20 protein-coding genes are annotated in these 25,657 nt (G+C 45.1%); 13 read left to right on the forward strand and 7 right to left on the reverse strand.

All coding sequences use genetic code 11. The annotated features are described in order from the left end of the window. Positions 1–150 precede the first annotated feature (150 nt). The 3 genes from yegD (at position 151) to L876_RS0117140 (ending at position 3,251) form a co-directional block, all read left to right on the forward strand. On the forward strand, positions 151–1,515 hold the full coding sequence (yegD, locus tag L876_RS0117130; RefSeq protein WP_028764920.1) for a molecular chaperone: 1,365 nt from the start codon (positions 151–153) through the stop codon (positions 1,513–1,515). A 17-nt stretch (positions 1,516–1,532) separates the two neighbouring features. Beyond that, positions 1,533–2,009, forward strand: coding sequence for a CreA family protein (locus L876_RS0117135; protein ID WP_028764921.1), 477 nt, complete (start codon positions 1,533–1,535; stop codon positions 2,007–2,009). Between the two features lie 132 nt (positions 2,010–2,141). Continuing rightward, the gene (locus L876_RS0117140; protein WP_028764922.1) at positions 2,142–3,251 is read left to right on the forward strand and encodes a PilT/PilU family type 4a pilus ATPase; all 1,110 of its coding nucleotides are present in this window, start codon (positions 2,142–2,144) and stop codon (positions 3,249–3,251) included. Between the two features lie 44 nt (positions 3,252–3,295). On the opposite strand, the gene L876_RS0117145 is transcribed toward L876_RS0117140, so the two are convergent. From L876_RS0117145 to pdsR, 3 genes are all read right to left on the reverse strand, one after another. Next, a complete protein-coding gene (locus L876_RS0117145) occupies positions 3,296–4,474 on the reverse strand; it encodes a cystathionine beta-lyase (RefSeq protein WP_028764923.1) in 1,179 nt (392 codons plus the stop codon). A gap of 105 nt (positions 4,475–4,579) precedes the next feature. Further along, entirely contained in the window at positions 4,580–6,754 is a 2,175-nt protein-coding gene (pdsS, locus tag L876_RS0117150; RefSeq protein WP_028764924.1) for a proteobacterial dedicated sortase system histidine kinase, read from the reverse strand. 3 nt (positions 6,755–6,757) lie between these two features. Beyond that, positions 6,758–7,450 carry a proteobacterial dedicated sortase system response regulator gene (pdsR, locus tag L876_RS0117155; protein WP_028764925.1) on the reverse strand — a complete coding sequence of 231 codons (693 nt, stop codon included), beginning with the start codon at positions 7,448–7,450 and terminating at the stop codon, positions 6,758–6,760. Between the two features lie 225 nt (positions 7,451–7,675). Here pdsR and pdsO point away from each other — a divergent pair, with 225 nt between their 5' ends. From pdsO to L876_RS0117170, 3 genes are all read left to right on the forward strand, one after another. Next, complete coding sequence (gene pdsO, locus L876_RS0117160) at positions 7,676–8,422, forward strand: sortase-associated OmpA-like protein PdsO (protein WP_028764926.1); 747 nt, start codon at positions 7,676–7,678, stop codon at positions 8,420–8,422. A 137-nt stretch (positions 8,423–8,559) separates the two neighbouring features. Further along, complete coding sequence (locus L876_RS22015) at positions 8,560–10,722, forward strand: marine proteobacterial sortase target protein (RefSeq protein WP_162149008.1); 2,163 nt, start codon at positions 8,560–8,562, stop codon at positions 10,720–10,722. Then, positions 10,722–11,378, forward strand: a complete 657-nt coding sequence (locus L876_RS0117170; protein ID WP_028764927.1) for a class GN sortase — start codon at positions 10,722–10,724, stop codon at positions 11,376–11,378. The genes L876_RS22015 and L876_RS0117170 overlap by 1 nt, the downstream gene beginning before the upstream one ends. On the opposite strand, the gene L876_RS0117175 is transcribed toward L876_RS0117170, so the two are convergent. The 4 genes from L876_RS0117175 to L876_RS0117190 form a co-directional block, all read right to left on the reverse strand. After that, complete coding sequence (locus tag L876_RS0117175) at positions 11,349–12,368, reverse strand: GGDEF domain-containing protein (protein WP_028764928.1); 1,020 nt, start codon at positions 12,366–12,368, stop codon at positions 11,349–11,351. The genes L876_RS0117170 and L876_RS0117175 overlap by 30 nt on opposite strands. A gap of 118 nt (positions 12,369–12,486) precedes the next feature. Next, entirely contained in the window at positions 12,487–15,111 is a 2,625-nt protein-coding gene (locus tag L876_RS0117180; protein ID WP_028764929.1) for an MlaD family protein, read from the reverse strand. Continuing rightward, a complete protein-coding gene (locus L876_RS0117185; protein ID WP_028764930.1) occupies positions 15,098–15,730 on the reverse strand; it encodes a paraquat-inducible protein A in 633 nt (210 codons plus the stop codon). Before L876_RS0117185 ends, L876_RS0117180 begins: the two co-directional genes overlap by 14 nt. Then, the gene (locus L876_RS0117190) at positions 15,720–16,349 is read right to left on the reverse strand and encodes a paraquat-inducible protein A (RefSeq protein WP_028764931.1); all 630 of its coding nucleotides are present in this window, start codon (positions 16,347–16,349) and stop codon (positions 15,720–15,722) included. The genes L876_RS0117185 and L876_RS0117190 overlap by 11 nt, the downstream gene beginning before the upstream one ends. Positions 16,350–16,593: 244 nt before the next feature. Here L876_RS0117190 and L876_RS0117195 point away from each other — a divergent pair, with 244 nt between their 5' ends. From L876_RS0117195 to L876_RS0117225, 7 genes are all read left to right on the forward strand, one after another. Then, on the forward strand, positions 16,594–16,878 hold the full coding sequence (locus tag L876_RS0117195; protein ID WP_028764932.1) for a YebG family protein: 285 nt from the start codon (positions 16,594–16,596) through the stop codon (positions 16,876–16,878). Between the two features lie 16 nt (positions 16,879–16,894). Beyond that, positions 16,895–17,353 (forward strand): GAF domain-containing protein, encoded by a 459-nt coding sequence (locus L876_RS0117200; protein ID WP_028764933.1) that lies wholly within the window; start codon positions 16,895–16,897, stop codon positions 17,351–17,353. Between the two features lie 282 nt (positions 17,354–17,635). Beyond that, positions 17,636–18,280, forward strand: a complete 645-nt coding sequence (proQ, locus tag L876_RS0117205) for an RNA chaperone ProQ (protein WP_028764934.1) — start codon at positions 17,636–17,638, stop codon at positions 18,278–18,280. Between the two features lie 30 nt (positions 18,281–18,310). Beyond that, positions 18,311–20,356 (forward strand): carboxy terminal-processing peptidase, encoded by a 2,046-nt coding sequence (gene prc, locus L876_RS0117210; protein WP_028764935.1) that lies wholly within the window; start codon positions 18,311–18,313, stop codon positions 20,354–20,356. Positions 20,357–20,429: 73 nt separating this feature from the next. Then, positions 20,430–22,991 carry an aminopeptidase N gene (pepN, locus tag L876_RS0117215; RefSeq protein ID WP_028764936.1) on the forward strand — a complete coding sequence of 854 codons (2,562 nt, stop codon included), beginning with the start codon at positions 20,430–20,432 and terminating at the stop codon, positions 22,989–22,991. A 61-nt stretch (positions 22,992–23,052) separates the two neighbouring features. Next, positions 23,053–23,268, forward strand: a complete 216-nt coding sequence (locus L876_RS0117220) for a DUF2835 domain-containing protein (RefSeq protein ID WP_028764937.1) — start codon at positions 23,053–23,055, stop codon at positions 23,266–23,268. A gap of 323 nt (positions 23,269–23,591) precedes the next feature. Next, positions 23,592–25,640 carry a DUF1302 domain-containing protein gene (locus L876_RS0117225; RefSeq protein ID WP_028764938.1) on the forward strand — a complete coding sequence of 683 codons (2,049 nt, stop codon included), beginning with the start codon at positions 23,592–23,594 and terminating at the stop codon, positions 25,638–25,640. The last annotated feature ends 17 nt before the right edge of the window (positions 25,641–25,657 follow it).

Raw genomic sequence — 25,657 nt, forward strand, 5'->3', positions numbered from 1 at the left:
CACCCATTAGAGGTTTTATAGCTGACTTGCTTGCATGGCTGTGGTAATTATCGGCAAGTAATGTAAACGCTGACCTATTTGCGTCGCTTTAGTTGTCTTTTAATGTCAGTGTGCTATTTTTCACGGCTTTTTATTGGGTGGAGCCGAGAAATGTTTGTTGGATTTGATTATGGCAGTGCCAATTGTGCCGTGGGGATCATGGAGCAAGGGCAGGTACGTTTGTTACCTTTGTCTAAAGATTCAAATTATTTGGTTTCAACCTTATATGCTTTAGATCGCGATCTCATTTGTGAAGCGGTGTTGCAGCAGCTAAGCCAAGATAAAAAAGCCCAGTATAGCAAGCTCCGTGCAGCGCAGTTAAGCCGTGCTCGTCATGCAAGGAGAGAACTAGACCTAGATCCCGATGAGCAAGCCGTGTTTGTTGGTGAGCAAGCGGTGCAGGCGTATTTAGATATGCCAGAAGAGGGCTTTTATGTGCGCTCGCCAAAGTCATTTCTGGGCGCGACAGGCTTGCGAGTCGATCAGGTCGCGCTGTTTGAAGATATTGTCACTATGATGATGTTGCACATCAAACAGTTAGCCGACGGATTACTCAATGGGGCGCAAATTACCCATGCGGTCATTGGCCGGCCGGTGAATTTTCAGGGCATTGGTGGTGAAGAGAGTAATCGTCAAGCAGAAGATATTTTGCGTTTAGCAGCGTCTCGCGCGGGTTTTGAAGATGTCGCTTTTTTGTTTGAGCCTTTGGCGGCCGGCATGGACTTTGAAGCGAGTCTAAACAGTGATAAAACCGTTTTAGTGGTGGACGTGGGCGGCGGTACTACAGATTGTTCTGTGGTGAACATGGGTCCAGCACATATAGATAAAGTCGATCGAAGTGAGGACTTTTTGGGGCACAGTGGTCAACGTATTGGCGGTAACGATCTGGATATCGCGTTGTCGATGAAGGCGTTTATGCATCACTTGGGTTTAGGCTCTATGATGGTTAACGGCTTACCTGTTCCGAGTAAACCTTTTTGGAATGCGGTGGCGGTCAATGACATTAGCGCTCAACGAGAATTTGCCACTTTAAGCAGCAGTAATATGATTAAAGAGCTGATTAAGGATGCAGAGCGTGCCGATCTATTAAATCGATTGTTGAAAGTGCAACGTGATCAGCTCGGTTACCGTATTGTGCGCAGTGCAGAGTCGGCTAAAATTGCGCTGTCAGAGCAAGATGAGATATCCATGGCGCTTGATTATATCTGTCCTGCACTTCATGCTGAGGTGAGCACGCAGATGTTTATCGACGCCATTGCTCAGCCTGTTGCCCAGATACAGGCCTTGATGGCTCAAGCCATTGATGAAGCAGGCCAACTGCCTGACATTATTTATGTTACTGGCGGTACGGCAAAAAGTCCTGCGATTTATAATAAGATTGCTGCCATTTACCCAGAAATTGAAATCGTGGTGGGTGATCATTTTGGTAGTGTGACCGCTGGTCTAACTCGTTGGTCTCAGAGAGTTTTTAATTGATTTTCAAGGAGAGAAAAATGAAGTACGCTAAGTTAGGCTTATTCATCGGATTAATGATCAGCCTGTTTGGATGTGGTGATGATGTTGGCAAAGTTAGTCTTGGCATGTTTACCACTAAAGATGTGATCATCGATGCCCGTGATGACCCAAAAATACCAGGGGTAACTTGTCATATTAGTCGTATTGAGGCCAATCTTGATTTTGCTGATCCATCGGATATGGGCATTGCTTGTCGTCAAACTGGACCGATAGATAAGGCTGATATTGCGCGTATAGATAGAAGTAAAAATGGTGAAGTGGTGTTTAAGGAGTCATTGAGTATTCTGTTTAAGGCGCTGAAGGTTCGCCGTATTTATGATGCAGAGAATCAAACGCTTATCTATTTATCTTACTCAACTAAAGAGACCAACGGTAGCCATAAACATGCCATCTCTACAGTGCCCCTGTACGGAACGAATGCGTGGCAATCAGCCGGGGTGGTGACAACACCTTAGTGGCACTTTATGCCCTTGTTGCCTTTAATCAATTGGTGAACTTATCGCTTAGCGTTTGAGGTTCAACTATATTTGGTGTAGACGCGCCGTCAATGTGCGGCGTTACTGCACTGGGTCATAGGGGAGCAACGGATGCATATCTCATCTTATCTTTTACTGATGGTCGAACAAGGCGCATCGGATCTGTTTTTTACCCCTGATTCTCCAGTGTTAATAAAAGTTGAAGGCATCTCATCTCCGTTAAATGAAGCGCAAGCATTAAGCGCTGCCCAGGTTAAGTCATTTGCATACTCCTTAATGAAAGACCATCAGTTGCACACCTTCGAGCAACAGTGGGATATTAGTATCGGGGTCACCATAGAGAATGTCGGGCGTTTTCGCGTCAGTATATTTCGTCAACGTAATCAAGTCGCTATGGTGATAAGGCTGGTGCGCAGTGAGCCGCCGCAACTCGACAGTCTTAATCTACCTGAATATTTAAAGCAGCTGGTGATGCTGCAGCGAGGGTTAATTTTAGTCGCAGGTGCCACAGGCTCGGGTAAGTCCAGCACATTGGCTGCGATGATCGATCACCGTAATTCACAACAACATGGACATATTCTCACTATTGAAGATCCGATAGAGTTTATTCATACCTATAAAAAATCTGTGGTTAACCAAAGGGAGGTCGGGGAAGATACTAAAAGCTTCGATAGTGCGTTAAAAAGTGCCATGCGAGAAGCGCCTGATGTGATCCTTATCGGTGAGATTAGAGATGAATCAACCATGCGCAATGCAATTAACTACGCGGAAACGGGGCATCTCTGTTTAGCGACCATCCATGCCAGCAACAGCATAGAAACCTTAGATAGAGTGATTAATCTTTTTCCTGAGCGGCAACATAAGCAGCTACTCATCGATCTGTCCCACAACCTTAGAGCGATTGTATGTCAGCGGTTGATCCCTGGGCTTGAAGGTAAACGCTGGCCTGCGGTGGAAATTTTACGAGATACACCATTTATAAAAGAGCTGATTAAACAGGCTAAAGTAGACGAAATTCGTGATGCGTTGGAACGTAATTTAGAAAAAGAGATCACCACATTCGATAATGCGGTTTTGGCCCTTTACCAAGCCAGACGGATTACGAAAGAGCATGCCATCGCTTATGGGGATTCGCAACACAATGTCGAGGTGCAAATTAGGCTACTTGACAGCAAAGCGGTGAGTGAAGGGCGCTATGATGATGTGGATGTTGATAAATAAACTGCCATGGAGTGACGGCGCCAATTAACTTGGCGCCGTGGTAACTATTTAGCGATAACTTGATTAAACCGTTCAAACCCTGCGCTGAGATCGGCAATTAAATCCTCGGGGTTTTCAAGACCAATATGCAAACGGATTAACGGTTTGCTGCTATCCCACTGAGTTGCTGTACGCAGCTTGTCGATACCAAATACCCCAAGAATTAGGCTCTCATACCCGCCCCAAGAAAACCCCATTTTAAAATGCGCCATGTTTTCGACAAATGCGGTTACCGCTTTGAGGTTGCCCTCTTTGAGTACAAATGAGAACAGCCCATTGGCTGCGCTGAAATCGCGTTTGAAAAACTCGTGCCCAGGGCAAGATTCAAAGGCGGGGTGACGCAGATGGTCAACTTCTGGACGAGTGGCTAACCAGTTGGCCACCTTTAAGGCGTTTTGTTCATGTTGTGCCATGCGCACGCCCAGCGTGCGCAGACCACGGCTGGCAAGATAGACATCGTCTGGAGACGTACATTGCCCCATGAGGTAACTATGCTCGCGCAGTTGTTCCCAGTGTTCTGCGTTGGCAGTGGCTGTGCCCATCATGACGTCAGAGTGGCCAACAATATATTTGGTGGCCGCTTGGATGGAGATATCTACCCCCATCTCAAATGGACGAGAATTGATTGGAGATGCCCATGTGTTGTCGAGCATCACAACGATGCCATGCTGGTGGGCGATTTTACTTAAGGTTGGTACATCCTGAACTTCCATGGTGATAGAGCCGGGTGACTCTAAAAACAACACTTTAGTATTTGGGCGAATGAGTTCTGCGATCCCTTCACCAATCATAGGGTCGTAGTAGGTGGTTTCTATACCAAAACCTTTTAGTAATTTATTGCATAGGTCGCGGGTTGGCTCATAGGCACTATCGACCATAAGTAGATGATCGCCAGATTGAAGAAAAGAGAGCAGGGCACCTGAAATTGCCGCGGAGCCCGATGGATAAAGTGCCGTGCCTTCACCACCTTCGAGTTGGGCGATAGCGGCTTGAAACGCAAAATGGGTAGGTGTTCCACGGCGGCCATAAAACATCTCGCCATTGGCACGATTCTGGATAGCAAAACGCATCTCTTCCATGGTATCGAATACCACAGTCGATGCACGAAATACAGGGGGATTTATTACCCCTTTGCTCCACTTTTTATCGCGACCAACACTAACAATTTGAGTCTCTTTTTTCATTGTGACGATTCCATGGCTAATCTATATCTAATTTAGCCATCTTAACATCTAAATGGCTAAATGAAAGTGAGTAATTGTCACCCCGTTAAACGCGATCAGGATAACTTATGCAGCACTTAATGGCAGGGTGATGCCAATCGTGACGCCGGTCGCCTGATTATCTTGGACAATATTACTGGCAGTAATTTCCCCGTGATGAAAATCGGTGATCAGGCGGGCGATATATAGCCCAAGGCCTAAGTGGGGCTTGTCTTGCACCTGCTGAGGCCTGACCGAGACCATAGACTCAAATATCTGTTCACTCATATTCTCAGGCAGGGCGGGACCCGTATTACTCACGCTAAGCTGTGCTGTGCGGCCCTTGGCCTGTAAGTTCACCACAATTGGACTGTTTTCTTGGCTAAACTCAATCGCGTTGGCAATCAACTTATCCATTAATTGTGCGATATATTCAGGTACCCCCGACATGACTAGGGGCGCTTCGGTGATCACTAACTCAAACTGTTGCTTGGTGTAGGTCATCTGATAGCCTTGCATACAGCCAGAAATGACCTTAGTTAACGGGAAGCTATCTCTGTCTGCATGCGTTAACGCCTCTTCCAGTCGAGTGGCTTCACTCATGTTGTTGAGGATCATATTGAGGCGGCTAACCCCTTCTTGGGCTCTATCGACATATTTTTGATGTTGGGCTGGCAGAGATTGAGCATTAAGGTGCTCCAGCGACGACCTTACCACGGCTACAGGCGTACGAAGCTCATGAGATAGCCTAGATGACATATTTTCCAAGTAGTGGGTGTATTGTCCTAAACGACTGACAATGTTGGCAAAACTTCGGGATAGATCGCCAATCTCATCACGCACTTTTGAGCCATGAATGCCTTGTTTAATTCGGCCCTGACTGTCGATGGCTTGTTCTGCTTCATCACGCAGTTTGCGGATACGGCTTGAGATACTCGAGGCGAAGAAAAATAGTGCTAAGGTGCCCATACTCATCACGGTCAAGATCACGTTAAACAGTTTTTCTAATGCCTTATTGCGCAAGGTTCTGATGCCATGAGTCGTCTCTTCGGCAATGACGACACCCATGACAGTGTCATCAATCCAGATTGGGCTGGCTGCGGCAAGTACAACGGCCTTACCGTCAGGGGTCAAACGCCATGTTGACCCCAGTTTCCCATCTAAGGCTTTGCGAATGTGACTGCCCTCTAACACGGTCGAATCTTTCAGTGAATCGACGAAGTTTTTTGGTGGCGTGGTCAATATTCGATAATAGAGAGGGTGCAAGTATTGCTGTTTAAAGTTCTCCCAGTAGCTGTTGTTTACCGTCTCTTTTGCAGCTTGTGCCCAGACATTAGTGGAGGTGTGAATATCCCCTGATTTCGCTAACACTCGACCATGTTTGTCGACCACCCAAATACGTGAGCTATTATGACTCATCCCTTTGACTATGCTTTCAATCTCGGGAGAAGGCACTAATACCGTGCCTAAATTATCGACGGTATCGGTAGCCGATGTGCCCACAATAGCCTCGATTTTGCGAGTCTTTTTATCGTTAACATCGACAATCGCAAAGCCTAACTTGCTGCCCACCATCTCTAGGGGGATTCGCAACTCAATATTGTAACCTCGGTCTGTTTTTAGCCATTTACCCTGAATTTTGACCTCAGGGACAACTGGAATTTTTAAACTGGGATCTTCTGGTAGCTCAAACGCACTGATCCAACCATCTTGCGTTGTGGCCACAATGTAGCGCCTGAACTTACCATCGGGCGCTAGGGTGGCGATGGCCAAGTGATCGTTACTGTCGATGCTAAGGCTGTTTTTACCTCGGTAGACCACATTAGCGTCAGTGACTTCAAAATAGCCGTAGAGGTAACCAGCATATTTGCCCACCATATGGGTAAAGTTGATGTTAAGTGGCGCATTCTCATCGGCCTTAAAGATTTGATGTGCCAAGCCGTAATTGATGCTTTTGTGGCGGTAAGGTGCCCAATCGTTAAGTTTGCCGTCGAGTTGAATAGGACTTGCTAGGGGATAGGCGTATAGATCACGGCCTTGCTCCACCTGTGATAGAAAGCTGGCTTGTTTGTCGAACAGTTTTGGCCGCTCATGCAGGGCGGTCGCCAAGGCTTGTGTGGTGCCCTCTAAGGTTTTTTCTTGGCCGTGACGCAGATACTTTTCCATCTCCCATACATATTGATATCCCAGCCATGGCAAGCACAACAGAAATAGCGAGAGTATGGCAACTTTTGGACGTAGGCCTATTGGAGGGTGGTACATACTTTAGCCCTGATTATCCCAACGGTAGCCCATGCCATAGACGGTGTCGATACAATCGAATTCACAGTCTTGGGCAATAAACTTTTTACGGATCCGTTTTACATGTGAGGTTATGGTGCTGTCATCGACATAGATTTTAGCGTCCTGCATCAACGCTTGGCGACTGCGAACATGGCCTGGACGCTTAGCTAAGGCGTGTACCATCCAAAACTCAGTGACGGTTAACTCAATGGGTTGTAGCTTCCAATAGACCTGGATGCGGTTAGCGTCGATAGTCAGATCACCATGTTCAATCAGATCATCTTGTTGATCGCTAGCTCCTTGTAGTTCGGAGCGGCGAAACAGTGCGGCCAAGCGCGCGATTAAGTGGGGGAAGCTAACGTCTTTACTGAGGTAGTCATCGGCGCCAAGGCGTAGACCACAAACCGTATCAAAGTCGCTGTCTCTGGCAGTAAGAAAGATAATTGGCAGGCTACTGGACATGGCCCGTAGCGATTGACATAGGGTAAAACCGCCATCTATCTCATGTTCTAAGCCAATATCTATGATGGCCAGATCTGGCAAACGGTTATTGAAGGCCTGCATCGCACTAGGGCGGTTGGCATACGCTTGTACACTATAGCCTTGCTGCTGTAATACCTCTTTGTAATTTTCGCGGATAGCGGCTTCATCTTCAACGATGGCGATACGTTTCATGCCTATCTCATTCACTGCTTAACTGACTAATTGATTGAGACTATACAGCAATTATTGCTGGAAAAAAGAGCCTCAAGGCAATTGCCTTTTTGTTGCCACAATTGATACCCAAACTGCCTTTTTTGTTCCCTGTCTGCGCCACTTCATTGGGTTTAAATAACCTCATTGAAACGAACCTCAGGGTTCTTAACTAAAACAGTTATTTGTCATATCGAGGAAAACAACATGAAAAAGCAGATTATTGCAGCCCTTATTACTAGCACTCTTCTTAGTAGTTCAATGGCCTATAGCGCAACAGATGTTGCAGTAACGTCAACTGAACATTCAGATCAAGAAGCACTCATTGGTGTGGGCTCCGGCATTGTGCTGGGTGCCGTGGTTGCCGGTCCCGTTGGTGCCATTATTGGTGCGTTTACTGGTGGCATTATAGGTAAATCGGTTGCTGATGACAGTGAGATTAAAGCGCAGCAGGCAGACATTGCTCAAAAGGAAAATCAAATCGCGCAGCTCAATAGTGAGCAGCAACGCTTACAAAGTGTCAGTGAGCAATATGCCAACGCAAAAGTGGAACTTGAGCGCCTTAAACAACGTCAAGGAGTACGTATCGAAGAGCTAGCACTGGGTCTTAATGTACAATTTAAAACAGGCTCATCGGAAATTGAGCCCCATTTTATTAGTCAGTTAAATGAGATTGCTGATGTGATGTCTATGTCTCCTGAGCTGACTTTAGACCTAACCGGATATGCAGACAGACGAGGTGAATCTACCTATAACCAAGCCTTGTCGGAGCAACGCGTTGCCGAGGTGCGCAGTTATTTAGTTAAGCAGGGCGTTGACGCCTCGCGTCTTGCTGCAAAGGCTTATGGCGCAACGGCACCCGTTAAAGATGAGCAGAGCTTTGAGAATGATTTTTTCGACCGTCGAGTGATGATCCAACTTTTGCCTAGTGAAACGGCTATCGCAGCAAACTAATAATGATGGATGGGCGGAGTGTTTATATGGATATCAAGTGGATTAACCGCTTTAACATAACCAACCTTTGCCCCCCAAGGGGGGCTTTTTTTGACAATATTAGAGGGCTCAGCCATTTGTTGCTGGTGGCAACAAGCATGCTATTAACCGCACCGATTTGGGCTACGCCAGATGATGAGCCTTTGGGGATGGGCTATTTAAGCTATACACCAGTAGACGGTAGTCCGTTGAAATCGTCCCAAATAGGCTTGCCTATCAATACCGATGTTGAGATGCAGATCTCAGGCTGGTTAAATCGGGTTGACGTGAAACAAGTATTCGTCAATCACAGTGATCAGTGGCTCAATGGCACGTATCAGTTTCCGTTGCCGCAGGATGCTGCGGTCGATGCGATGACATTGACTATCGGCACACGCGTGATAGTGGGAGAGGTGAAAACCAAAGGCGCGGCTAAGAAGCAGTTTGAACAAGCCAAAGCTGCGGGGAAAAAGGCGAGTCTACTCACCCAGCAGCGGCCTAATATCTTTACCTCACAAGTGGCTAATTTAGCACCTGGTGAGCGAGTTGTGGTTGAAATCAGTTATCAGCAAATTGTGCGTTATCGCCAAGGGGAGTTTAGTTTGCGCTTTCCCATGGCAATCACCCCGAGATATTCGCCGCTCAGCGCCAAGGTGTCTGCCGTGACGTTACCACAAAGTGCGATAAGTGATGGCTTGGAGATGGGCGTATTGTCTCAACACTTAGCCGATAGTCACGACAACCTTAATCATGACAATCAAGATGGGGGCTCGCAAAGCAGCGGCAAGGTCAATATTAAGGTTAATTTGGATGCTGGCATGCCACTTTTAGCTGTTACTACTCCATATCATCAGATGTCGCGTAGTGAACAGCATGATTCTTCAGTTGGTTTGCGTTTAACTAAGGTGGTTAACCGCGAACGTGACTTTGTGCTGCGCTGGCAGCCTGCACTTAATGATGAACCCACAGCGCTTGCATTTAGCCAATCTGGAAAGACTCATTATCCCGAATCAACCCATGAACTATCAGCATCTCTACTCGCGGGTCGCAGTGATACGGCCAAAGCAACGAATGAGACGATCAGTGATTACGGTCTGGTGATGTTGATGCCGCCACAGGATGAGTCGCGTCATAAGATGGCCAGAGAGTTAATTTTAGTCATCGACACGTCTGGCTCCATGAACGGGGAATCAATATTACAAGCTAAAAGTGCACTCCGGCATGCCTTGGCGGGCTTAAGTCACGTAGATAGTTTTAATATAATCGCCTTTGATTCCAGTGTTAGTGTGCTGTCGCCAACACCGTTAGCAGCGACGGCTGTTAACCTGGGCTTGGCCCATCAATTTGTGAATGCACTTACCGCTGACGGTGGTACAGAGATGGCGCCCGCTTTAGCGACTGCACTCGCATCAAAAAATGACACTGAAGAGCGTGGCAATAGCGCTTTAAGGCAGGTGGTGTTTATCACTGACGGTGCAGTGACCAATGAACAAGGCTTGTTTAATCTGATTGCTCAGCATATTGGTCGCAGTCGACTATTCACCATTGGTATCGGTGCTGCGCCAAATGGTTACTTTATGGAGCGTGCGGCCCAAGTCGGTCGTGGCACCTATACCTACATTGGCAACTTATCAGAGGTAGGTAAAGAGATCGGGCTATTACTTGAAAAGATTGAAAACCCTGTGATCAGCAATGTTGAAATCGCGCTCAGTGATGGCTCAATCCCTGACTATTGGCCAGTGAGTATTGGCGATCTGTATGCTAATGAACCCATTTTAGTTGCGGTAAGGTTGCGAGCAAAACAGCATCAATTTCGCAGTGATGAGCTGCTTGTATCGGGTGAACTTGATGGGCAATTTTGGCAGCGCCGTGTAGCGATAACACGAACTAGTCAAGCGGCTGGCATGGATCTCGTTTGGGCACGAAAGAAAATCGCAGCGCTATTGCTGAGCCAAAACAGTAGCAATCACGAATTGGTTAAACGGCAAGTGACGCAAGTTGCTTTGGCTTACCATTTAGTGAGTCCCTATACCAGCTTGGTCGCGGTGGATAAGACGCCGAGCCGGCCATCGAGTGAAACGGTGAGTAACGCCAGCGCTAGTGCGATGTTACCCGTGGCGACGCAGGCTAAATGGCCTAAAACTGGTTCGGGTAGTCGTTTATATTTGGCCATTGGTGGGTTAATGATGTTGTTACTTTTAGTGTATTGGTTGAGTTATACCTCGTGCGTAAGACGTTATCTCATTAATCATTTTAAATTGAGTATGGAAGTGACCCGCTGATGGCAACTGGGTTAAGTGTTGTGCGACGACGTTACGTCATCGTGGGCGTGGTTATCGCATCGTTACTGATGATTAAAGGAGGATATATGCAGGCCAAAGCGCATTTTGCTCAGTATCTGATCGAACAAGCCTGGCAGCGAACATTGGTCGATAATCTGGCCCATAGGCCCTGGAGTTGGGCGGATACATTTCCTGTCGCTAAGCTAAGTTTTGTCCATCAATCTGCTGCCCAACAAGGGGGTGATCTCTTTGTTTTGGCGGGCGCTTCGGGGCGCAACCTAGCATTTGGCCCTGCGGCAATCTTAGGGAATAGTGAGGTGAATCGTTGGGGCAATACAATTATTGCGGGCCATAGAGACACCCATTTTGCCCGCCTAAAAGGGGTTACCGTTGGCCAACTAATCAAGTTACAAGATAGCGGCGGGGCTGAGCGCCTTTATCGAGTAAGCAACACGCATATTGTTGAAGAGCACGATACACAGCTGCTGTTTGCTGCCGATGGGTTGCAACTAACGCTTATTACCTGCTACCCCTTTGAGGAGCTGTCAGAGCGAAGCAAGCTGCGATTTGTGGTGATAGCGTTACCAATCGACTCCGCTTCATTGCCCGCGGAGTCATTGGTAAAACTAGATAGGCATGACTCTATTTCGGCCTAGGCGTTTAGCTTCATAGAGGAATGCGTCAGATCGCTCAATCAACGTCACCGCGCTATCGCCAGTTTGCCATTCGCTAACACCAAAAGAGGCGGTAATATTATCGATACGTTGGTCTTTACGGCGATCTTTTAGGGTGACTTTTTCAAGTGAACGACGCATCGCATCGGCCAGGTGGCGAGCTTTGCGTTTGTGGCTGTTGGGGATAAGAATGGCAAACTCTTCCCCCCCATAACGATAGATTTTTGTGCCGTCTCTGCAAGATTCGTTGAGACGCTTTGCCACCGCTTTCAGTACGCTATCGCCCAACTGGTGGCCATAGGTGTCGTTAAACTTCTTAAAATGATCAATATCAATAAGAATGAGACAGCATCCTTCGGGCGCTTGGGCGAGCATACCATCTATATCCTGATCAAATGCTCGGCGGTTGAATACCCCTGTTAATGCATCGTGATAAACATCTTTTTCAGATCGCTTTAGCTCAGCGCGTAGTGTTTCTATTTCATCTTGTGCTTTTTGTAATTGCCCTGTGAAATATTCAGTACTGAGACGAATTTCATCTGATTCTTTAACTAAGTTACGTACTAAGCCCAAGACTTTTTCAAGGCTGACACCTTCCTCTTCGATCTTGTTGAGTTTATTGAAGTTGTTATCGACTCGTTTCTGAAACCGAGTCGCATCGTGATTGGTGTCTTTAAGTGACTGCGCTAACTCTACCGTCATCGCTTCGAGGTTTTGGCGCATGTCGATAACATCGACTTCCACCGGATCGCTAATATGGTCCCGATAGAGCAGGTGGGCGTTAACGGGAGGGCAAGTGCTGTACTGGGCGACGATACCATCCATTTTCTCATTCAGTTGTGGGTCTTGTTCTCCCACATAGGCGTACCACAATGCGTAGTTGGTTGGTGTCGTTGGGATTTGATGTTTGAGCATCAAAGGTACCGCTTTTTTGAGATTAATGGCGGCTTGGCGCATTAAATCTTTTGACATATCGCTCATTTCCTTGCCTAGCGTTAAAGTGAGCGAAAAGGCACAGTGTTGTGCTGCCTATTCGCTAGCTGACACGACTACTTATAAGAATAGCTATGTCGTGTCGCCTTAACCAAATTTAGTTGGATTTAGTTTGGGCCGGGGCCCAGGTTAGCCAAGCGGGTTCTGGTTTATCATGCAGTACAAACGCGTTGTTGCTAGATAGTTGATTCTCGGTAGATGAAACCTGCTCTGTCGCAACACCTATACCGCCAGCTAAAATGGTTTCTAAGGAACCTGTATCTATTTGAGCGCCAGAAAATAGCCCAATATCAACTTTTATGCCCGAGAGGTCCCAGAATTGGCTCGATGTATTGATTAGATGTTGATACTTGTCTGAGATATGAGCAGCCATGATCACTCCGGTTCCATCGTCAGCTAATCGATAGTGCTTAACCTCGCCAATTTTTAACCCTCTAAATATGATTGGGGTACCAACTTTGACAGAACCAAGGCTGTTATCCTTTAAAGTGACGACCAGATCATCGCCAGGGAGGGCTGCAGGCGCTTGCATCAATCCACTAAAGTGATTGACGCTCTCAGCGCTTTGCCCTGGTAAGACTGATACGTATGGACCGGTGAGCAGTGTTTCTGCCGCGGTGATGCCAGATAGTGAAATTTCCGCATCAACTAAGAAATATTGGGCATCCGTAGCCACAAATTTGTCAGCATAGTTACCATAAAGGTAAGCGTTGACATCAACACTGCTGAGATCGGCATTGAGTGAAACCGACTCAACTTGACCAACTTGATGGCCTAAATAACGAATAGGCGCGTTGGCACTTAGTTTGGTGGTTGCTGAAAAGGTGAGTCTTATGGGGACAGCTGTTGCTAAGGCTAATGCCTCTGATCCATATAAGTGATGTTGGTTACCCATTTGACCATTTTCTAATATACCTAGGGAAACACTGCCTTTTATGGCACCGTCTAGTGGTGCGACGTCAACTTTTACACCGCTTAAACTGGCATCTATCGACATGGCGCTGTTACGCCAAAACACCGTATTTTCTCTAATAAGTTGCTTAAACTCTTTCTCAATCGCCAAGGTGATGGCGAAATCTTCACTGTTAGATTGCCAAGTGACCTTTTTAACTTCGCCAATACGCATTTTTTTGAAATAGATAGGTGATTTGGCCGCTAAGCCTGCGCCATCTGCACTTGCCAGTGTGATGTTAAGTTGTTCAATACTATTGAAATACTGCTTAGCTTTGTCCGCTGATGCAAACAGGTGTAGTGGCTTGGTCAAAGGGCTTTGTTTATTACTGTTTCCTTGAACAAGGCTAATAGCACCTATGGTTAGGGTATCTAGATCGCGGGTGTTAACCGACACCCCATCAAGAGACGCTTCAATGGCAAGCGCCGATTCAGGAGTGAAATAGCTGCCTTGTGTCACCAATGCTTGATATTCAGACCAGATCTCAATTTGATAATTAACGCCGCTAAAGTCATGGTTGAAATTAACCTGCGTTACTTGACCAATTGGTAGCTGCTTAAAACGAACTTGTGCACCCGTTTTGACACCAGGGTTTTCTTCTGCGGTCAATGTCAGTACCAGCGGTTCAATATCAAGCTTTGGTGGTTGTTCTTGTAAGGTATATTGGGCTAGTGGCTCACCAGTGCCGGGGCTAAAACTCAACACGCTGCCTGTTAGTAAGCGAGCTGCATGCTTGATACCTGATAAAGAGATATCGGCGCCGCTAGGCCAAAATTGAGAATTAGCGCCGATTAAATGGGCGTATTCGCTATCGATAGTGGCGTGAAACTGGACACCATTTTCAACTAAAACGCTTTTATCTACTCGGCCAATTACTAATCCGCGAAAAACGATAGTGGCACCCGTTTGAATGGTGTCGGCATCTTTTGCTAGTAGAGTAAATTGAGTTCCACCGAGTGCAGTATCCTCATTATCATAAAGAGTAAACTGCTGATTAGTGATGGCTCTATCATCTTCACTATTAGATGAAAAGCTGACTCCGCCAGCAAGAATGGCCGATAAACTTTCGCTTTTTACTGATATGCCAGATAAAGAGGCATCGACTGACAGTCCAGAAACATTCCAAAAATGAGAACTCGTTTTAACTAGATGCGCGTACTGTTTCTGTACGTAGGCATTGAAGACAATTCGCTCATCATCGACCAGTTGGTAGCTGACAATTTTACCCACTGGGATCTGTCGATAAAATATTTGTGAACCCACATCGAGTGACCCAAGACTTGGACTGGTCAAGGTTATCATCAAACCGTCTGCGCCAGGGGCTACGGGCGGGGCTTGGGTTTCTGCAATAAATTCGCTGTTGTAATCGCCTTCTCCCGGTTGGATAGCAATGTAATTACCTGAAAACAGTGCATCGAGTCCTTCGACACCAGTGATCGATGCTTTGGGAGTCACTAGCCAAAATTTGGTTTCGTCTCTGAGAAAAGGGGTGGAGCGATAATCCATCAACAGATCCACATAGACACCTTGAAGGTCATCGTCGATGCTGATATCCACCACCTTACCCACAGTTAGCCCTTGATAGCGTACTAAGGTTTTGCCGACATCTATCCCCGTTGCACTGGGAAAGTGAATTTGCACTTCGACGCCTGACTCCCTAATGCTCTTAATGCCTAACCATGCACCCAGCGCTAGAGCGATGATGGGTAATAGCCAAATAGGAGAGAAAAGCTTTTTCTTTACGACTTTAGGTGTTTCAATTTCTGTCATCTTTCGATTCCAATCGGTCCCAGAGTAAACGCGTGTCTAATACTTTTGCTGCCAGTTGTGTCAACAAAATCACCAACGCAAAGGCTGTTGCCGCAGGAGCAGGTTTTGCATCGAGTAACTGCCCCATGTTGACCAGCGCAGCAGTGATGGAGATAACAAATAGATCTAACATAGACCATCTGCCTATCCATTCAATAATGTGAAAGCCCGCCATCAGTTTTTTCTTAGAGATTGGCAACTCGTAACTAATCGCCATTAAATAGATCCCAAGGCCAACGATTTTTAACATAGGCACAAGGATACTGGCAGTAAATAAAATAATCGCAATAGGCAATAGATCTAACTGAATGAGATGATTAATACCGCTGAATATTGTGTCTCTGCGTACCTGTCCTTGACTGGTCATGATAGTGATAGGGTAAAGGTTTGCTGGGAACAATAAAATGGCAGCGGTAATTAATAATGCCCAACTTTTTTGTAGACTGGTGACATCCCGTGCAGCAATACGCTGGCCACAACGGTTGCAGCACTCATCAGTGCTAGGGCAAAGGTTTTGGCAAGTCTGGCAACAGGTTAAGCCCAATGATTGACCTTGAACAGCGGCTTTTTTACTGTTCATCGAGCACGCTCCACATATGTTCGATATCATATTCGCGTTGTAAAAATATCACCATGACAAATAGCACTGAGAAGCAAAACGTACCTATACCGAAATACAGATCTGTGTAATCTGATAATTGAAACACGGAAACGAAGATGCTGATCATATAAATTTCGAGCATTGTCAGTTGTGACAATAACCCATGGTACCTTAGTAGGCGCTTGTAGATATCTCTAAAAAAAGGATTGTTAAGTTGATATTTAACAATCAAAATTTGCGCCAGGACCGACGCTATTAGCAAGCCCGGTGCAATGACCGCTGCGGTGAGTACAGCTATCCCGACAATCCAATAGCCTTGATCCGCAACAGACATCGCGCCTTCAATTATCGTTGTTGTACGCACACTGCCAAGAAAATGCAGCTCCAATACCGGATAAAAGTTGGCTGGAAAGTAGAGAAACAGAGCGGTTAAACACAGCGCAAGCATGCCATTGATAGAGCAGTAAGGGGTATCATAAAGATTGGTATGGCATCGCGGGCATAGTGCCCTCACGCCAGTTGGTAGCGCTCGTTTTCTCACTGCCAAATCGCAAGCACGGCAAAGTACGATACTCTTGTCTAACTCATCTTTATCCATAATGATTATGGCTTTTTTCCTATTGTTAGGTTGTTTGAATCAGAGGCTTTATTGATATAGGCCATCTTAAATGCGCTTACAACCTATTACTATAGGTAGTTACACCACTTAATGTTACTTATAGTATTGATTGAACTTGATTAACGTATAGCAAAAGATTCTATCAGATTATTTTGAACACTTGCATAAGAACTTATGTTTGTGAGATTCTACAACTGTATAAATAAACAGTGTGAGGACAGGCATGGCAGTTATAACAAAATTTGTCGTAGTCAGAGAAGGGGTTGAGAAGATGACATTCACATCTAAGAAGGAGGCTGATGCCTACGATAAGATGCTCGATATCGCGGACAATCTGCTACCTTTTTTTGAGTCATCGAATTTAGGGCTAGACGAAGCGACAACAGAAAAAATGTGTTTTTATATGGCCGAAAATAAGGACCAACTGATGTCACTGTTAAAAGGTGGCGCAGCGGCTAAACCTTTGCCAGCGAAAAAAACGGCTAAAAAAGCTGAAGCTAAAGAATAATTGTTAGGAAAATTGTATGACATCTCCATGTTACACCACGCTTGCTCGTCAGGTTGAGGCGCTATTTAACGGCGAAGATAATCTTATTGCGGCGATGGCGAACTTTTCTGCGCTTATTAATGAACACTTAGATGACATTAATTGGGCGGGGTTTTACCTAACCGAGGGTGAACAACTCATTCTTGGTCCTTTCCAAGGTAAAGTTGCCTGTACACGCATACCTATGGGAAAAGGCGTATGTGGCACGGCTGCCCAAACGGATAAAACGTTACGTGTCGCCGATGTGCATCAATTTGCAGGGCATATCGCCTGTGATTCGGCTAGCAACTCAGAAATTGTGATACCAATTCATCGTGACGGAGCGGTTATCGGTGTATTAGATATTGATAGCCCATCGTTATCAAGATTCGATGAAGCGGATCAAATCGGTCTTGAGTTAAGCGTAAAAAGCTTCGAAAAGGCTTTATTTGATTAAACTACCACCAATTTTGCGTAATTGGTGGTCGCAATCGTCTCTGGCACGCTTATAATAGGCTGTTCGACGAACATAAAAATGCCTAGTTACATTTCATTAGTTGAAATGAATACTTGGCGTTTGTTAAATGTAATTGATAAGGTATGTTGGATTGTGCAGTGAAGACATCGATTTACCCAATTTTTTGGGCGTGTTTTTGACTGAGTCTAACAAATATGAACGACGCACCCGCTACGACAACTGTAGTGTGGTGATAGTCCCTTTTAAACTGTGGAAGTAATGATGGAATCAACAGAAAAGTTGACCGACACCAACGCAATTCTTGCGTATTTATATGAAACATTTCCTTTATGCTTTATCGCTGAAGGTGAAACTAAACCTCTAAAAATTGGATTGTTTCAGGACTTGGCTGAAAGGTTAGCTGATGATTCTAAAGTCAGTAAAACTCAATTGAGAATTGCCTTGCGTCGCTATACCAGTAGCTGGCGTTACCTTAAAGGTGTCAAAGTTGGGGCACAGCGTGTCGATCTTGATGGTGTTGAGTGTGGTGAATTAGAGCAAGAGCACATCGATCATGCTCAAGCTACACTTAAAGAGAGTCAAGAAAAAGCAAAGGCAAAGCGTGTGGCGAAAGCTGCAGCGGCTAAATCTGAAGGTACAGCACCTAAATCAGAAAAGAAGCCATTTAAGAAGCCTGCGCCAAAACGTACAAAACCGACAGCGCCAAAAGCACCAAAAGCGGCCGTTGTTGAAAAAGAATTTATCCCTGCAGTGTTGACTGAGTTGAAACCAAATCAGCGTGTGAATGTCAAACTAGGTAAATCACCTGTTGCAGGTGTTGTATTGGACATCAAAAAAGAAGATGTTCAAGTACAGTTAGATTCAGGATTGACCGTTAAAGTACGGGTTGAACATATCCTGCTATAACTGTTCTATAGTCAAAGGAGTAACTTGTTGATGCGAAAACTCACTCTGGCAGCTTCAATTGCCAGCCTATTTGTAGGATTTTCAGCTTGGGCGTTGGCGCCTACAATTCCATCCAGCGAGTTGCCCTCACTGACTCAGGAACCGCAACATAAAGTAGCTAGCAAGCGAGTGACAGGTCTGTTCACTCGTGCGCACTACCATCGTTTTGATCTTGATGATGCCTTCTCTGAGCAAGTCTTTGACCGTTACTTGAAGCAATTAGATTATCGCCGTAATGTACTGTTGCAAAGCGATATTGATGGCTTTAAAGGTTATTCAACCCAATTTGACGATATGTTAAAAAGCGGTGACTTGAGCGCAGCCTATAAGATGTTTGATCTGGTTCAGCAGCGTCGTTACGACAGATTTGCTTATGCTCTGTCCTTGCTCGATAAAGAGATAGACTTCAATGCGCCTGGTGATAGCTATCAATATGATCGCGAAAAAGCCCAATGGCCCAAAGATGAAGCCGAACTCAATGAGCTTTGGCGTCAACGAGTCAAATATGATGCATTGAACCTTAAGCTGACAGGCAAGACTTGGGATGAAATTGTTGAAGTGCTTGAGAAGCGCTACAACAATGCTATCAAACGTCTTAGCCAGACCAAGAGTGAAGATGTATTCCAAGGGGTGATGAACGCCTTTTCTCGCACAGTTGAACCGCACACGAGTTACTTATCTCCACGTAATGCTGAACGTTTCCAAATGGAAATGAACCTGAGCCTAGAGGGTATCGGGGCCGTTTTGCAGATGGATGAAGATTACACGGTAATTAAAAGCTTGGTCGCAGGTGGCCCTGCTGCCAGTAGCGAAAAACTTGCCCCAGAAGACCGCATTGTTGGTGTGGGTCAAGAGGGCAAAGAGGTTGTTGATGTCATTGGTTGGCGTTTAGATGATGTTGTCGAACTGATTAAAGGGCCAAAAGGCAGCAAGGTGGTGTTGCAGATTTTGCCTAAGAAAGGCGGTTCGTCGGCAAAACCTGTGGACGTCACAATTGTCCGAGACAAGATACGTTTAGAAGACCGTGCTGCAACATCAGAAGTGATTGAACCAACAGCTGGTGATTATGCTGGCCGTAAGGTTGGCGTGATTAAAATCCCTGGTTTCTATATGAACCTTTCTCAAGATGTTTCCAAAGAGTTAGTTAAACTCAAAGAGGCAAAAGTTGAAGGCGTGGTTATCGATCTTCGTGGCAATGGTGGTGGTGCGTTAACTGAAGCAACGCTGCTAACAGGCCTATTTATCGAACAGGGTCCAGTGGTTCAAATTCGTGATGCAAATGGCAAGGTTTCGCAAAATCGAGATAATGATGGCCGAGTTACTTATGCTGGCCCATTGACTGTGATGGTGGATCGCTATAGTGCCTCGGCATCTGAGATTTTTGCTGCAGCATTGCAAGATTATGATCGTGCATTGATTGTTGGTGAGTCAACCTTTGGTAAAGGTACAGTTCAACAACATAAGAGCTTAGGTCGTATCTACGATATGTATGATAAGCCAATTGGGCACGTGCAATATACGATTGCTAAATTCTACCGTATTAATGGTGGCAGCACCCAACTTAAAGGTGTAACGCCAGATATTCCATTCCCTAGTGCCTTAGAGCCGGGCGAGTATGGTGAAGCGGAAGAAGATAATGCGTTGCCGTGGGATAAAGTTCCTGTTGCGCAATACGGCACATTGGGTGATATCAATTCTAATTTGATCAGTCATCTAGATAGCCAGCATCAAAAACGTATTAAGAAAGATGTTGAGTTTGGTTACATCTATCAAGATATTGCCGAGTTTAAAAAGAGCCACAATGAAACCAGTGTCTCTTTAGTCGAAAAAGAACGTATTGCTGAGCGTGAAACTAACGACAGTAAACAGTTAGCGAGACTTAATGAGCGTCGTGCTGCTGAAGGGCTAGCAGTCTACGCAACACTTGATGATGCCGATGAGGATGTGACGGCACCGGATGCGTTTTTAGATGAAACTGTCTACATCACCTTAGATATGGTGGATTTGGATAAGCTAGCTAAAAATCAATCGCAGTAAAAAAAAACTGTTATAAAAAACGCGCTATTGGCGCGTTTTTTTTACAAAAAATTATGAATCAAGGAGAACTGTGATGACACAGGCTCAGGCAAAATATTTAAAGGACTATAAAAGTCCTGACTACACAATTACCCATGTAGATCTTCATTTTTCTTTAAATGGCAAAGAAACCTTGGTCACAGCGAAAAGCCAAGTGAAGCGCCTTAATGAATCTGCGACAACCTTGATACTCGATGGCGACGACTTACAAATCACCCAATTGTTGTTGGATGGTGAGCCAGTATCTTACACCACAGAAAAGGGGCAGCTGATAATTAATGATCTGCCTGCCACGTTTGAATTGACGATTGTCACTCTGTTAGACCCTGAGGCGAACCTTGCGCTAGAAGGGTTATATATGTCAGATGGCGCATACTGCACTCAGTGTGAAGCTGAAGGTTTTAGACGCATTACATATTTTCTCGATAGACCGGATGTTTTGGCCATCTACACGGTACAAGTTGAAGCTGATAAGCAGGCATTTCCATATTTGTTAAGTAATGGCAATCGAGTTGCTTCGGGCCCACTAGACGGGGGACGCCATTTTGTACGTTGGTTTGACCCGTTTCCAAAGCCTGCGTATCTGTTTGCACTTGTTGCTGGCGATTTTGACCTGCTTGAAGATAAGTATAGAACTCGCAGTGGTCGGGATGTTGCATTGCAAGTTTTTGTCGATAAAGGCAATTTAAATAAAGCCCACCATGCCATTGCATCACTTAAAAAATCGATGAAGTGGGATGAAGAACGATTTAATTTAGAATACGACCTTGATATTTACATGATTGTTGCCGTTGATTTTTTCAATATGGGCGCGATGGAAAATAAAGGGTTAAATGTATTTAATACTAAGTATGTACTCGCCGATACGGCCTCTGCAACCGATGATGATTATCATGGCATTGAATCTGTGGTGGGGCACGAGTACTTCCATAACTGGACCGGAAACCGTGTTACTTGCCGCGACTGGTTTCAGTTAAGTCTTAAAGAGGGCTTAACTGTATTTAGAGATCAAGAATTTAGTTCAGATGTGGGTTCGCGGGCGGTTAATCGTATTCATGCGGTTAAGGTTATGAAAAATCAGCAGTTTGCTGAGGATGCTGGCCCGATGGCTCATGCAATTAGACCAGAATCTGTCATCGAGATGAATAACTTTTATACCGTTACCGTTTACAACAAGGGCGCAGAAGTTATTCGCATGATGCATACTTTATTAGGTGAAACGGGTTTCCAAGCTGGTATGAAGTGTTACTTTGAACGCCATGATGGTCAAGCCGTCACTTGCGACGACTTTGTTGCGGCAATGGAAGATGCGAGTGGTGTCGATCTGACTCAATTTAGGCTTTGGTATCGCCAATCAGGCACGCCAGAAGTGACTGTGACAGAGGAGCACGATGTTGAATCAAGCGAGTATCGTTTACATATAACTCAAAAGACCCAACCCACTGGCGAACAGACTGAAAAATTGCCGTTGCATATACCGTTTGATCTTGAGTTACTCAGTAGTCAAGGCGACTCATTACTTAATCGAGTTCTCAATGTCACGCAAGAGAGGCAAACTTTTGTCTTTGAAAACATGCCAACAAAGCCTGTGCCATCATTGTTGCAAAACTTTTCAGCACCAGTCAGGTTATCGTTTAATTACAGTGTCGAGCAGTTGATACTATTGATACGTTTTGCTTCCAGTGATGTGGCGAAATGGGACGCATCAGTAGCGCTATTTAGCCAAGCCGTTTGGCAAAATGTCGACAACCTCCATACTAACCGAGCAATGCACATCGACACTCGCCTTATTGATGCAATCAAAGGGCTCTTGTTAGAGGAAGGGTTAGATAAAGCACTATTAGCAGAGATCCTCCAGTTTCCTAACGTTGCGACCTTGAGTGAGCAAGTTACTCAGGTTGCACTTGATGAGTTGATACTCGCTCGTAGCTTCGTAGTAGAAGAGATTGCTACGGGGTGTGAGGATGAGATGTTAGCGCGCTATCGTGAGTTGAGAGGCATAGATGAAGCAGCGAGCCGGGCGCTTAAAAATGCTTGCTTGCAATTGCTACTGAAAATATCCGATGAGCACCAAATCCTCGCTAAATCTCAATATGATGATGCGCAAAATATGACTGACAGTTTAGGTGCCCTATCGGCGCTAAATGGTGAGCAGAGTGAACTACGCGAGCAGTTGCTGCATGATTTCCAGCTTCGTTGGGCGGACACGCCATTGGTCATGGATAAATGGTTAACCTTACAAGCAACTTGTCCTGGTGAAGATAGAATAGCCGCGATAAAGAGTCTAACCGGGCATTCAGCGTTTAGTTTTTCAAATCCAAATCGAGTGCGCTCTCTGATTGGTGCATTCGCTGCTGCGAACACTGAGGTTTTTCATCAACAAGGTGGAGAAGGTTACGCGCTGTTAACCGATGTAATTATTAAATTGAATAAATTGAATCCACAGGTTGCGGCACGAATTATTACACCGCTGATCCAATTTAAGAAGTTTGATAGTGCAAGGCAGACAAAAATGAAAGATTCATTGGCGCAGATATTGGCACTTCCCGATCTATCTAAAGATCTTTATGAGAAAGTTGCCAAGGCGTTAGGCTAAATATTGAATGACGAGACATGGATGTTTCGTCGTTTAAGTTTCCAATAATGTTAATAATATTATGACCTTCTTTTTTTCAATACAGATTAGTTATCGTGATTTTTTGAGCTACTACCAAGGTTATGTTGATAAAGTAGAAGTAAAAGAAATGGGCGGTAAAACCCTCTGGATACATGCTAGACACTTTAGACCATTTTTAACACCGTCTGGCTTAGTGGGTCATTTTAAATTGGTGTTAGATGAAAGTGGTAACTTTCAATCATTAACGCGCCAATAATTATTAGAGCTAATACTTCAAACGTTTGATTATATTTTTTGTCTTAAGCAATAATCCCTTTTAATGCTTTAATTGACTGTTTATTAGTACTTTTTTTTTGGGTAATCGTACCAGTTAAGTATTTGTTGATTATAATTTAAATCATACGTTTGAAAAACAGTCACTAAAAGCGCTTAAGTATACAAATCTCAAGGTAATTTTCTCTTTTTTCATCTTGCTCATCCCCTGCAAATACTGTAACAATGGTGTTACCTGTACGCTAACAAGATGTTGGCCTCCATTCCTATAACAAAGAATCCAGCAGGTTACGGAGAAGAGCTAAAATGAAAAACGTTAAAACTGGCTTTAATAAGTCAACGCTTGCTTTGGGGATCGTCGCAGCGTTGAGTATTGCAGCGATACCTACAGCGCAAGCGGTGTCGTTTGATTGGGGAGAAGTTCAAGGTTCGTTCGATTCAACTTGGAGTGCTGGCGCGAGTTGGCGTGTTGAAGAACGTAATTGGAATGATCACATTGGTAAGGTTAACCATCCGCGTTTTGATTGGTCTAACTATTCTGCATTTAACAACACCAAATATACCTCTGCTGAGATTTGGGCTCAGTCGGGGTCTTATTCGAGTAACGGCGATTTAAGTAACATGCTCTATTCACAAGGCGATGTTACTTCTATGGTGTTTAAAGGCTTACACGAGCTGTCGCTAAAATATAAAAACTTCGGTGTGTTTGCCCGTGGTATGTATTTCTATGATCAGAAAGCCAATAACGGCAGCTATGGTTTTAGCGATCCGCTTACTGGTAAAGAGTATGATCCTTGCGCCGATTCAGAAGCTTCAAAAGTACAATGTAAAGACGTTCGTCTGCTCGATGCATTTATTTATGGCGACTTTGATTTTAACGATGGTGCAAATCCATTAACGGTTCGTGTGGGTAATCAAGTTGTTTCATGGGGTGAGAGTACGCTTATTCCTCATGGCATTGGTGTGATTAACCCGGTCGACTTGAATATTCTTAATGCGCCAGGTGCCGAGCTAAAAGAAGCCTTTAGACCTCAAGGTATGATCTGGGCATCGTTAGGGGTTACTGATTCTTTATCGATTGAAGCGTTTTACCAATATGATTGGGAACCTGTTTGGGTACCCACTCCAGGGTCTTATTTCTCTACCAATGATTTTGCTGGTTACGGTGGCTATGGCCAAAATGCTCAGCTTGGGTTTAATGCTAACCCTGACATGAATCTTGATTTTTTAGTGTCTGAATATAATAACCTTGCTGCGATGGTTGCATCGGGTCAGTACGATGCGGCGACACTAGGTTCGCTAGCCTTAGCCTACCCAACCAAAGCCACGCTTATCGAAGATCAAGCCAGCGCCAGCGATTCTGGTCAATATGGTATTAAGCTTGGGTATTATGCTCCAGAGTTGGGTGAAACTGAGTTTGGCTTGTACTACATGAATTACCATAGCCGTCGTCCTCTCATTAGTGGTACCACTGCTAATTTTACGGCTGCAGCGATTGGGCGAGATTTAGCTCAACTTGGCATGATTGGCGCGACAGGAGGTACGGTTGACCGTGAAACACTACTTGGTTTAGAGACGTTCTCCAAGGCACAAATTGTTTACCCTGAAGATATTCAGCTTTATGGTTTTAGTTTTAACACCTTGGTCGGAGACACTTCTGTAGCCGGTGAAATTGCCCATCGCCAAGATGAGCCATTACAGATAGATGATGTAGAACTCTTGTTCGCGGCAATGCCACAGCAGCTTGCTAATGCAGGGCTACGTCCAGATCTTGATGGGATTTCACAGGTGCAGAATTATGGCCCTGGCGAATACGCTGAAGGCTTTATTCGTCTTGACACCACTCAGGCTCAGGTGACATTCACCCATCTGTTTGGCCCAACGTTAGGCATGAGCAATTTAACCATGCTTGCTGAAGTGGGCGGTGTGTGGATTCATGATATGCCTGGTTTTGATGAATTACGCCTCAATGGCCCTGGTACTGCGCGTTCTGGTGGTAATCCAGATATGCCTGGTATTATCGAAGCGGTACACAATGGCCCAGAAACTAACCCATTCCCAACCGATTTTGCGTGGGGATACCGTTTAGTGGCTAAAGCCGACTATAACAACCTTTTTGCTGGTGTGAACATGTCACCACGTATTATCTTCTCTCATGATGTCGACGGTATTACGCCAGATCCAATGTTCCTATTTACCGAAGGTAAGAAGTCGGTCGCAGTGGGCATTAACTTTGATTATCAGAGTCGTTGGGGTGCGGATATCTCATATAACTCTTTCTTTGGCGGTGTAGGCACCACGAATCAGATGTCTGATCGTGACTATGTGTCGTTTAACATCAAATATTCAATCTAATTCACAAGGACAATAAT

It is taken from the genome of Shewanella colwelliana ATCC 39565 (assembly GCF_000518705.1).
Taxonomy (GTDB): Bacteria; Pseudomonadota; Gammaproteobacteria; order Enterobacterales; family Shewanellaceae; genus Shewanella; species Shewanella colwelliana.